Consider the following 11,016-nt stretch of genomic DNA (forward strand, 5'->3'; position numbering starts at 1 on the left):
ACAGCCGACGTGCGAGGGGATAACCCCTCGGGCCAGCACCCCTCACAGCCGACGTGCGAGGGGATAACCCCTCGGGTGCTGGGTTCTCCGCTGGTGCACCAACGGAGAACCCCCGAGGCGAGGGGATAACCCCTCGCGGCCGCGGTGCGGCCTCCTCCCGGCGCCCCCTCGCGGGAGCTCCTCGCGGGGGTTGGTGCGTGCGTCGTTGGGTCCGGTGTCTTGATTTCTGATACCCCCTAGGGGTATGTTCTCGGGTATGAGCGAGCACGAGCACCACGAACACGGTGGGCACGAGGGTCACGAAGGTCACGGCGGGCACGGTGGGCATGGTGATCACGCGGCGCAGTTCAAGGACCGGTTCTGGATCAGCCTGGGGCTGGCGGTGCCGGTGGTGTTCTTCAGTGAGATGTTCGCGGACCTGCTCGGCTACCTGCCGCCGGAGTTCCCCGGCTCGGGGCTGATCGCGCCGGTGCTCGGGACGGTGATCTTCCTGTACGGCGGGCGCCCGTTCCTGACCGGTGGCTGGGCGGAACTGAAGTCGCGCCGGCCCGGGATGATGCTGCTGATCTCGATGGCGATCACCGTGGCGTTCGTCGCCTCGTGGGTGACGACGCTGAAGCTCGGCGGGTTCGACCTGGACTTCTGGTGGGAGCTCGCGCTGCTGATCGTGATCATGCTGCTCGGGCACTGGCTGGAGATGCGGGCGCTCGGTGCCGCGTCCGGCGCGCTGGACGCGCTGGCTGCGCTGCTCCCGGATTCCGCCGAGAAGGTGACCGACGACGGCGTTGTCGAGGTGTCGCTGCATGAGCTGCAGGCGGGTGACGTCGTGCTGGTGCGGTCCGGTGGGCGCGTGCCGGCGGACGGCACCGTGGTCGACGGGCAGGCCGAGGTCGACGAGTCGATGATCACCGGGGAGTCGCGGCCGGTGTCCAGGGCGGTCGGGGATGGCGTGGTGGCCGGAACTGTTGCCACCGACAATGCTCTGCGGGTCGAGATCACAGCGGTCGGCGACGACACCGCGCTGGCGGGCATCCAGCGGTTGGTGGCCGAGGCACAGGCGTCGTCGTCGCGTGCGCAGGCGCTGGCGGACCGGGCGGCCGCGTTCCTGTTCTACTTCGCGTCGATCGCGGGCATCATCACATTCCTGGTCTGGGCATTGCTGGGTGAGCTCGACGACGCCGTCACGCGGGCGGTGACGGTGCTGGTGATCGCCTGCCCGCATGCCCTCGGGCTGGCCATCCCGCTGGTGATCGCGATCTCCACGGAGCGCGCGGCGAAGGCCGGCGTACTGGTGAAGAACCGGCTGGCGCTGGAGCGGATGCGGACGATCGACGCGGTGCTGTTCGACAAGACCGGCACGCTGACGAAGGGTGAGCCGGCGGTGACCGGAGTCGCCACGGTCGGTGCATTGCCGGAGGACGAGCTGTTGGGGCTGGCGGCCGCGGTCGAGGCGGACAGCGAGCATCCGTTGGCGAAGGCGATCGTGCGGGCGGCGTCGGAGCGGGTTCCTGTCGGTGGGCGTGGACTGGTCGCGACGGAGTTCAGGTCGCTGACCGGGCGCGGCGTCCAGGCGGTGGTCGATGGCGCGGAGGTTGCCGTCGGCGGACCGGCGTACCTGCGGGAGAACGGGCTGGGCGAGCCAGCTGAGTTGGAGGCGGTGATCGCGGACTGGAAGGCACGTGGGGCCGCGGTGCTGCACGTGGTTCGGGATGGTGCGGTGCTGGGTGCCGTGGCGTTGGAGGACGAGGTGCGGGAGGAGTCGCGGCAGGCCGTCGCGGCGTTGCACAAGCGCGGCGTGAAGGTCGCGATGATCACCGGTGACGCGCACCAGGTGGCCGAGGCGGTGGCTCGTGAGCTCGGGATCGACGAGGTGTTCGCCGAGGTGCTGCCGCAGGACAAGGACGCGAAGGTTGCCGAGTTGCAGGCTCGCGGGCTGAAGGTCGCGATGGTCGGTGACGGGGTGAACGACGCGCCGGCGCTGGCCCGGGCCGAGGTCGGGATCGCGATCGGCGCCGGCACCGACGTCGCGATCGAGTCCGCCGGTGTGGTGCTCGCCGCGGACGACCCGCGAGCGGTGCTGTCGGTCATCGAACTGTCCCGGGCGAGCTACCGGAAGATGTGGCAGAACCTGATCTGGGCGACCGGGTACAACGTCATCACCGTCCCGCTGGCCGCGGGTGTGCTCGCCTTCGCCGGGGTCGTCGTGTCACCGGCCGTCGGTGCGCTGCTGATGTCGATCTCCACGATCGTGGTGGCGCTCAACGCGCAACTGTTGCGCCGGCTCGACCTGTCACCGAGCCGCCTGACCGCGTAATCCGGTCAGCGTCACCGCCACAAGGCGCCGTACCGCCGCTTTCGACGGTACGGCGCTTGCGGCGTGCAACGCGTTGACGCAGTACGCCGCCAGCTCCTTCGGCGGCACGTCGTCCCGCACGTCGCCGAGCCGGTCGGCGATGAAGTCCACCAGGTGCTGACGAGCTCGCATCACCTGCTCGGACCGATGCAGCGAGCCGGCCGGCTCGGACGGCGGGTGTTCGTGACAGATGAAGGCATAGACCTCCAGTACGTCGTCGATGCGGTGGGTCCGCTCCCAGGTCTTGGACAGCTGCTCCAGATGGTCCGCGACCTGACGCTCGTGCCACGCGGTGAGGAGGGAGTCGACGTCGGCGAAGTACTTGTAGAGCGTCGCCCGCCCGACTCCCGCGCGCTGCGCGACCTCGGCCATCGTCACGCCGGTCAGCCCGCGCTCGGTCACCACCTCGGCGGTCGCGTCGAGAACCGCCTCCCGCACCGCGCTCCTGTGCGTGGCGATGGTGTCGTTCCACAGCTTCGGCATGTCGGGATTCTAGCTGGACGATCTGCCTATGATCGAGACACTATGTATCGAAAAAGGAGATCGTGATGCCTGCTGTCGAAGCGCACCTCGAGACGCCGCGTGCGGACCGGTACCTCGCGCAGCTCACCAGCCATCTGTCGCACGGACCGGGTGGTTTGCGGGTGGTGTCCACGTCGGCGGAGAAGTTGGTCGTCGACCTCGGTACGGCGACCTGGTCGGTTCGGGCGACGTCGGAGCAGCTGATCCTGCGGGTCGAGGCGGACGACGCGGGCGCTCTCGAACAGCAGAGCGCCCGCGTCGCCGACCGAGTGGAACAGATCGGCCGCCGGGACGGTCTTCGGATCAGCTGGACCCCGGCCTGACCGACCGCTGTTCTCAGGCGGCCGGGAGGCGGCCCAAGAGGCGTTGCATGGTGCCGATCTCGGTGGTCTGGGCCGTCTGGATCTTCTTCGCGAGCGCGATCGACGGGGCGTCCTGACCGGCGGTCTGCTCGGTCTTGGCCATCGTGACCGCACCCTGGTGGTGCCTGATCATCATGTCGACCCACATCCGGTCGAACATCGTGCCGGATGCCTTGTCCAGGTCGTTCATCTCCTCGGCGGTCATCATCCCGGACATGTTGTGTCCGCTGTGCGCGCCGGGCGTCGGCACCGGCTTGCCCCACGCCGTCAGCCACCCGGACAGCTGCTTGATCTCCGGGTCCTGGGCCGCCTTGATCGCGGTCGCCAGCCTCTTCACCGCGGCGGTCGTTGCCTTCCGCAACGCCAGGTCGGCCATCTCCACGGCCTGCTGGTGGTGCGGGATCATCTGCGTCGCGAACGCCACATCCGCGTCGTTGAAAGCAGCCGCCGACGTGGCAACCGGCGTACTGGGGCCGGCTCCGGCGTCGGAGTCCCCACAACCGGCGATGCCGAAGACGGCAGCGAGCAGAGCGGCCGAGACCGCGGTCGTACGGTAGACGTGCGTCATCACATTCCTTGGGTGTGTCGAGAATTGGGTACGGCGAAGTCGGCGCACGCCGGCCTATATCCGCAGTACACCCAACGACGACAACGACGGCTCCCGCCACGGCGGTGACCGCTCACTCACCGGCAACTGCGCGCCCGCGGCCGGCACCCACACCGCCCGCCAGACGAGCAGGCTCCGCAGCCCCAGCGACAACGCGAGCAACAGGACCAGTCCGGTGAGGACCGCCAGGCATGCTCCGCCCATCCCGGGCATCTCGCCGGCCGGGTCGACGTGCAGGACGGCCCGGTCGGTGTGCTCCATCACCATCGGCGCCCCGGGCACGGCCATTGCGGCATCGTGATGGGACGTGAGGCCGTGCATGACGAACACCCCGGCGACCACGATCAGTACGCCGAGTATGCGCAGGAGCCGCGCCCCGTGCTCGTGCCTGCGACCAGCCATCACGACCAAGCGTAGGGCAGGTTGCACAGTCGGCGGTCGGTGAGTGTGCACACTGGACGGTGAGGCCCCGGGGACATGCGTCGTACTTTCGATGAAATCCCAGGGCTGGAGGTCCCCATGGCCGGTTCATCTGTTGGTGCTGACGACTACGCGCTCGCCCGGGTCCCGGAACAGGCGCGGTACTCGTGGTGGTCGGTCGCGACCCAGCGGTTCGGGCAGATCTCGGCGCTCAGCCAGTTCCTGCTCGGCGCGACGCTCGGGTTCGGGATGAGCTTCTGGGGCGCGTTCTGGGCGCTCACGCTCGGCGCGGTGATCCTCGAGCTGGTGGCGATCCTGATCGGCGTCATCGGTGCCCGCGAGGGTCTGCAGACGTCGGTGATCGCGCGCTGGACCGGTTTCGGCCAGGCCGGCTCGTCACTGATCGGACTCGCGATCGGGATCAGCCTGATCGGATGGTTCGGGATCCAGTCCGCGGTGTCCGCGGCCGGTCTGAGCCAGCTGAGCGGCATCCTGCCGACCTGGGGCTGGTCGCTCGTCTTCGGTCTCGCGGTGACGCTCGTCGTACTCCGCGGCTTCCACTCGATGGCCTGGGTCGCGTACGTGACCGTCCCGGCCTTCCTGCTCCTGGTCGGCTGGTCGATCATCAGTGAGCTGTCCGACCACAGCCTCGGCTCGCTGGTCAACGCGGCCCCGGCCGGCCCGCACCTGAGCCTGCTCGAGGGTACGACGCTGGTCGCCGGCGGCTTCATCGTCGGTGCGGTGATCACGCCGGACATGACCCGCTTCAACCGCAGCGTCGGTGACGTGGTCAAGCAGACCGTGCTCGGCATCACCCTCGGCGAGTACGTGATCGGCCTGGTCGGCGTCCTGCTCGCGCACGCCGTTGGTTCGGCCAACGTGATCACGATCGTCACCTCGTCGGTCGGCTGGGTCGGCACCCTGGTGATCATCCTCGGCACGATCAAGATCAACGACTGGAACCTGTACAGCTCCGGTCTCGGCATCGTGAACTTCATCGGCACCGTCTTCGGCCGGCCCGTGAACCGGGCGGTCGTCACGCTGGCGGTCGGCGTCCTCGGCAGCGTGCTCGCGGCGGTCGGGATCCTGGACAAGTTCACCGATTTCCTGATCGTGCTCGGTGTCGCGTTCCCGCCGATCGCCGGGATCATGGTCGCGGAGTACTTCGTGGTGAAGCGCTGGCGCCCCGAGCTGGAGGCGACCCGCGCCGAGGGCACGCTGCCCGCGACCGCGCCGACGTGGGTACCGGCCACGATCGTGATCTGGATCGGCGCCGCGCTGATCGGCAAGTACGTCGGCTGGGGACTGCCGAGCATCAACTCGCTCGTCGTCGGCTTCGGTGCGTACGTCGTCGCAGGCAAGCTCGGCCTGATTCGCGGCCTCGGCACCAGCCGCACGATGGACACCGCACCAGCCGCCACAAACGCCGTACCCGCCACGAGCTAGCCCGCCCTGCGGCAGGCGACCCCGTCAGGTGTGCACTTTGTGCACCGGGTCCGCGCCGCATCGGCGATCAGACGCGGACTCGGTGCACAAAGTCGGCGAAGGACGGTTGGTCACCGCAGTGATTGGCTGCAAGTGAACGAAACGGGAGGAACTGAATGCGTATCGGGATCGATGTCGGTGGCACCAACACCGACGCCGTGCTGCTGGACGGCACCACCGTGCTGGCGGCCAACAAGTCGGCGACCAGTGCGGACGTGACCGCCGGCATCATCGACACCCTGGACCGGTTGCAGGCGGAGCGATCCTTCGACCCGGCGCAGGTCCAGGCCGTGATGATCGGCACCACGCACTTCATCAACGCGCTGATCGAGGCCCGGCGGCTGGCGCCGACCGCGGCGCTGCGGCTCGGGCTGCCGGCGACCGCGTCGCTGCCGCCGCTGGTGGACTGGCCGGAGCGGCTGGTCGACGCGGTCAGCGGCCGCAGCTACCTGGCGCACGGCGGGCACGAGTTCGACGGCCGGCACATCGCCGAGCTGGACGAGGACGAGTTGCGCCGGCACGCGGCCGACATGGTCGCGCACGGCGTCCGCTCGGTGGCGATCTCGTCGGTGTTCTCGCCGGTGAGCAACGAGTTCGAGCTCCGCGCGGCCGAGATCCTACGGTCCGAGCTCGGCGACGACGTGGCGATCTCGCTGTCGCACGAGATCGGCCGGATCGGCCTGCTGGAGCGGGAGAACGCGACGATCATCAACGCCGCTCTCCGCGAGTTGGCCGCTTCGATCGTCGATGGATTGGCCAGCGCCGTCGAGGGGCACGGAATCTCCGCACCGCTCTACCTCAGCCAGAACGACGGCACCCTGATGGACGTCGACTTCGCCCGCCGGTACCCGGTCGCGACGTTCGCGTCCGGCCCGACCAACTCGATGCGCGGCGCGGCGCTGCTGTCCGGTCTGGACACCTGCGCGGTGGTCGACGTCGGCGGCACGACGAGCGACGTCGGCGTCCTCACGCACGGCTTCCCGCGGGAGGCGACCACCGAGGTCGACGTGGCCGGTGTCCGGACGAACTTCCGGATGCCAGACGTCCTGAGCATCGGGATCGGCGGCGGCAGCTTGGTGGCCTCGGACAACGACCTGGTGACGGTCGGTCCGCGATCGGTGGGCTACCGGCTGACCGAGGAAGCGCTGGTCTTCGGAGGCAAGACGCTGACGGCGACCGATATCGCGGTCGCAGCCGGGCGTGCCGAGGTCGGCTCGGCGGAGGCTGTCGCGGATCTGGACCCGACGCTGGTGAAGGCCGCGCTGGCCCGCGTCGCCGCGGACATCGCGGACGCGGTCGAGCGGATGCGGACGTCTCCCGACCCGCTGCCCGTGGTGGCGGTCGGTGGCGGGTCGATCCTGTTGCCGGACGATTTGCCCGGGAGCCTCGCCGTACACCGGCCGGAGAACTTCGCGGTCGCGAACGCGATCGGCGCGGCGATCGCACAGGTCGGCGGTGAGGTGGACCGCGTGTACGCGATCGACCCGGGTCGCCGGGATGCGGTCGTGGACGAGGCGCGGCAGGAGGCCGTCGACCGGGCGGTCGCGGCCGGAGCCGATCCCGCGGCGGTGCGGATCGTGGACTTCGACGAGGTCCCGATCCCGTACCTGCCGGGAAACGCCACCCGTATCCGCTGCAAGGCGGTCGGCGACCTGCGGCTGGGAGAGACCCGATGAGCGCGGACCTGCAGGCCATCACCATCGGCCGGCACAACCGCGGCCCCGCGTGGCACGCGGCGGATCCTGCGATGGTGATGGGCCGGGCGTCCGGGGTGGAGTGGTTGCGATGAAGCTGCGGGCAGAGGACCTGGGTGCGCTGGCCCGTGGGGCCGCGGTGCTGGGGACCGGTGGTGGCGGGGATCCGCACATCGGTCGGTTGCTGGCGGAGCAGGCGTTGCGGGAGCACGGGCCGGTGGAGATCGTTGCCGTCGGCGACCTTCCGGACGACGCCTGCGTGCTCCCGGTGGCGATGATGGGTGCGCCGACCGTGATGATCGAGAAGCTCCCGTCGGCGGACCAGATCTCCGTCGCGGTGCAGACGCTGGCGAAGTACGTCGGGAAGACACCGACGCATCTGGCCTGTATCGAGGCCGGTGGGGTGAACTCGACCGTCCCGGTGATCGCTGCCGCGCAGCTCGGCCTCCCGCTGGTCGACGGCGACGGGATGGGCCGCGCGTTCCCCGAGCTGCAGATGGTGCTGCCGACGCTCGCCGGGATCGAGGCGACGCCGATGTCGATCGTCGACGAGAAGGGCAACCGCGGCGTGTTCGACACGGTCACGAACGAGTGGGCCGAGCGGCTCGCCCGGTCGGCGACCGTCGACATGGGTTGCTCAGCGATCGTCTCGCTGTACTCGATGACCGGCGCCGAGGTCCGTGGATCGTTCGTCGCCGGGACGCTCAGCAAGTGCGTCACGATCGGCCGCGCGATCGAGCAGGCGCAGCGCCTGCACGCCGACCCGGTCGCCGCCGTGGTCGACGAGCTCGGTGGACGGTTGCTGCACGTGGGCAAGGTCGTCGACGTGCAACGCCGTACGACGACCGGCTTCGCCCGGGGTGACGCGGCGGTCGACGGGCTGGACGCGTCGCACGGCCGGGTGCTGGTGCTGCGGTTCCAGAACGAGCACCTGGTCGCCGAGCTGGACGGTACGGCGGTGGCGACCACACCGGACCTGATCATCGTGCTCGACACCGAGTCCGGTGAGCCGATCACCACCGAGGCGCTGCGCTACGGCCACCGGGTCAGCGTGCTCGCCGCACCCTCCGACGAACGCTGGCACTCGCCGGCCGGCATCGAACTGGTCGGTCCGCGGTACTTCGGCTACGACCTGGACCCGATCCGCGCCTTGGAGACGGTATGAGTTGGCAACTGGGCATCGAGCACCTGAAGGACCTCGCCCGCGGGGCCGCGATTCTCGGGACCGGTGGTGGCGGGGATCCGCTGATCGGGCGGCTCCTGGTCGAGCAGGCGATCCGGGAGCACGGGCCGATCACTGTCCTCGACCCGGCCGAGCTGGACGACGACGCGTTCGTGATCCCGACCGCGCAGATGGGTGCGCCGACGGTGATCGTGGAGAAGATCCCGCGCGGCAGCGAACCGGTCGGCGCGCTGCGGGCGCTCGAGAAGCATCTCGGGCGGAAGGCCGACGCGACGATGCCGATCGAGTGCGGTGGGATCAACTCGATGATCCCGCTCCTCGTCGCGGCCCGGACCGGTCTGCCGGTCGTCGACGCCGACGGCATGGGACGGGCGTTCCCCGAGCTGCAGATGGAGACGTTCTCGGTGTACGGCGTCCCCGGGTCGCCGATGGCGATCGCGGGCGAGCACGACGAGACCGTGGTCATCGACACCGGTACGGACAACAAGCAGATGGAGTGGCTCGCGCGCGGCATCACGATCCGGCTCGGCGGGGTCGCGCACATCGCGGAGTACTCGATGACGGGCGCAGACGTGAAGCGGACCGCCGTACCGCGGACCCTCTCGCTCGGGTTGTCCCTCGGGCGGGCCGTGCGCGAGGCGCGGGCGGCGCACGAGGACCCGATCGAGGCGGTACGGGCCGCGCTGGCGCCGACGCTGTACAACCAGTTGCGGGTGCTGTTCCGCGGCAAGGTGATCGATGTCGAGCGCCGGACCGTCGAGGGGTTCGCGCGCGGCCGGGCCCGGTTCACGACGTACGACGGCGCGTCGGAGCTGGAGCTGCGGTTCCAGAACGAGAACCTGCTCGCGACCGTCGACGGCCAGATCGTCTGCACGGTCCCGGACCTGATCTGTGTCCTCGAGGCGGACACCGCCGAACCGATCACCACCGAAGGACTGCGTTACGGCCAGCGGGTGAGCGTGGTCGGCATCTCCACTCCGGACCTGATGCGGACGCCCGAGGCGCTCGCGGTCTTCGGCCCGTCCTGTTTCGGGCTCGATGTGGAGTTCAGCCCGGTGGAGCTGCGCGGCGACAACCTGGTCGCCACCCCCTGACCCTCGGCCCACCGTGCTGACCCCTCTGCGGTGGGCCGGGGTTCCACCCCGGACGTCCAGCACTCATCAACCTTGGGTGTCGCGGCTGCGGCACGCCTGAGCCGCGGCCGGCCGGGCCGATTTGGCGCGTTTGCTGAGTGCTGCAGGTCCGCAGGGGCAGGTCGGTGGCAGGATCGGCTCATGAGCACGGTCGTGCGGGAGCAGGATCTGGAGGCGCTGGTCGTCGGCGTCACGCTGCTCGGTTCCGGCGGTGGCGGTGACACCGGTGCGTTCGGCCGGATGCTGCGCCGTCGCCTCGGCGCGGGCGAGCTGGTACTGCGGGACGCTGCCGACGTACCGGGTGTGTCTGTCAGCCCCATCGGCGTGGTCGGCGCGACCAGCGTGTTGATGGAGAAGCTGCCTAGTGGCGGCGAGTTCGACACGGCGGTCCGGGCGGTCAGCCGGTGGACCGGTGCGGAAGTGACCGGACTGATGTCGCTGGAGGCCGGTGGGCTGAACGGACTGACTCCGCTGATCGCTGCGCTGGACCTGGACCTCCCGGTGGTGGACGCCGACCTGATGGGTCGCGCGCTGCCGCGGCTGGACCAGTTCTCGTGGGCGGTGGCCGGGCGTGCGCTGACGCCGTGTGCGCTCAGTGAGCCGAGTGGTCAGGTGATCGTGGTCGACAACGTCGACGCGGCCGGGCTGGAACGCGCCGTCCGCAGCTTCGTCGCTCAGACGGGTGGATGGGCTGTGCTGGCGCTGGCGCCTACCGCTGTGGAAGCTGCGGCGGCTGACGCGGTGCAGGGAAGTTTGACGCGGGCACTGACGCTCGGTCGCGCGTACGCCGCGCTGGATCCTGGCGCGACGCCGGCTGTCATCGCCGCCGACCTTGGTGGTCGATTGCTGGCGAGCGGTCGGGTCGACGAGGTCGCGCGGCACCTGATAACTGACGGCGGCGCTGCGTTCGGTCGGGGGAGCCTCTGCGTGGTCGACTCCGGGAGCCGTGCGGTGATCCGGATCGAGACCGAGAACGAGTACCTCCTGGCGCTCGTCGACGGCACTCCGGTCGTCAGTACGCCGGACTTGCTGTGCGTCCTCGATCGCCGAACGCTGCAGCCGATCGCCGTGGACGAGGTGCGTACCGGTGACGAGGTGCTGGTTCTCGCACTTCCCGGACCAAACTGGTGGCGCCGCCCGGACCGCCTGACGCATGTCGGCCCGCGAGCGTTCGGCCTCGCCTGCGAACCACTGCTGCTCGAGGAGGCCTCATGACCGCTCGTTCGCTGGGGGCGTGATGACTGGGCCTTCGCTCGC

The 11,016-nt window shown here is 69.9% G+C and carries 10 protein-coding genes; 7 read left to right on the plus strand and 3 right to left on the minus strand.

The annotated features are described in order from the left end of the window. Nucleotides 1–256: 256 nt before the first annotated feature. Nucleotides 257–2,314, plus strand: coding sequence for a copper-translocating P-type ATPase (locus tag ACFYRH_RS29895; protein ID WP_387782302.1), 2,058 nt, complete (start codon nucleotides 257–259; stop codon nucleotides 2,312–2,314). Here the strand turns inward: ACFYRH_RS29895 and ACFYRH_RS29900 are convergent. Further along, complete coding sequence (locus tag ACFYRH_RS29900) at nucleotides 2,291–2,836, minus strand: TetR/AcrR family transcriptional regulator (RefSeq protein WP_387782304.1); 546 nt, start codon at nucleotides 2,834–2,836, stop codon at nucleotides 2,291–2,293. The genes ACFYRH_RS29895 and ACFYRH_RS29900 overlap by 24 nt on opposite strands. 65 nt (nucleotides 2,837–2,901) lie before the next feature. On the opposite strand from ACFYRH_RS29900, the gene ACFYRH_RS29905 reads away from it, so the two are divergent. Next, nucleotides 2,902–3,198 (plus strand): DUF2218 domain-containing protein, encoded by a 297-nt coding sequence (locus tag ACFYRH_RS29905; RefSeq protein ID WP_387782306.1) that lies wholly within the window; start codon nucleotides 2,902–2,904, stop codon nucleotides 3,196–3,198. A 13-nt stretch (nucleotides 3,199–3,211) separates the two neighbouring features. Here the strand turns inward: ACFYRH_RS29905 and ACFYRH_RS29910 are convergent, their stop codons facing one another. Beyond that, the gene (locus ACFYRH_RS29910; protein ID WP_387782308.1) at nucleotides 3,212–3,805 is read right to left on the minus strand and encodes a DUF305 domain-containing protein; all 594 of its coding nucleotides are present in this window, start codon (nucleotides 3,803–3,805) and stop codon (nucleotides 3,212–3,214) included. A 54-nt stretch (nucleotides 3,806–3,859) separates the two neighbouring features. Then, entirely contained in the window at nucleotides 3,860–4,246 is a 387-nt protein-coding gene (locus ACFYRH_RS29915) for a DUF6153 family protein (RefSeq protein ID WP_387782310.1), read from the minus strand. Between the two features lie 117 nt (nucleotides 4,247–4,363). Here ACFYRH_RS29915 and ACFYRH_RS29920 point away from each other — a divergent pair, with 117 nt between their 5' ends. The 5 genes from ACFYRH_RS29920 to ACFYRH_RS29940 all read left to right on the plus strand — a co-directional run bounded on the left by ACFYRH_RS29920 (nucleotide 4,364) and on the right by ACFYRH_RS29940 (nucleotide 10,974). After that, a complete protein-coding gene (locus tag ACFYRH_RS29920) occupies nucleotides 4,364–5,710 on the plus strand; it encodes a purine-cytosine permease family protein (RefSeq protein ID WP_387782312.1) in 1,347 nt (448 codons plus the stop codon). Nucleotides 5,711–5,865: 155 nt separating this feature from the next. Continuing rightward, nucleotides 5,866–7,425 carry a hydantoinase/oxoprolinase N-terminal domain-containing protein gene (locus ACFYRH_RS29925; RefSeq protein ID WP_387782314.1) on the plus strand — a complete coding sequence of 520 codons (1,560 nt, stop codon included), beginning with the start codon at nucleotides 5,866–5,868 and terminating at the stop codon, nucleotides 7,423–7,425. 109 nt (nucleotides 7,426–7,534) lie between these two features. After that, nucleotides 7,535–8,608 (plus strand): DUF917 domain-containing protein, encoded by a 1,074-nt coding sequence (locus ACFYRH_RS29930; RefSeq protein ID WP_387782316.1) that lies wholly within the window; start codon nucleotides 7,535–7,537, stop codon nucleotides 8,606–8,608. Further along, nucleotides 8,605–9,720, plus strand: coding sequence for a DUF917 domain-containing protein (locus tag ACFYRH_RS29935; protein ID WP_387782318.1), 1,116 nt, complete (start codon nucleotides 8,605–8,607; stop codon nucleotides 9,718–9,720). The genes ACFYRH_RS29930 and ACFYRH_RS29935 overlap by 4 nt, the downstream gene beginning before the upstream one ends. Before the next feature lie 180 nt (nucleotides 9,721–9,900). After that, on the plus strand, nucleotides 9,901–10,974 hold the full coding sequence (locus ACFYRH_RS29940) for a DUF917 domain-containing protein (protein WP_387782320.1): 1,074 nt from the start codon (nucleotides 9,901–9,903) through the stop codon (nucleotides 10,972–10,974). The last annotated feature ends 42 nt before the right edge of the window (nucleotides 10,975–11,016 follow it).

The sequence above is a fragment of the Kribbella sp. NPDC004875 genome (assembly GCF_042873375.1).
Classification (GTDB): Bacteria; Actinomycetota; Actinomycetes; order Propionibacteriales; family Kribbellaceae; genus Kribbella.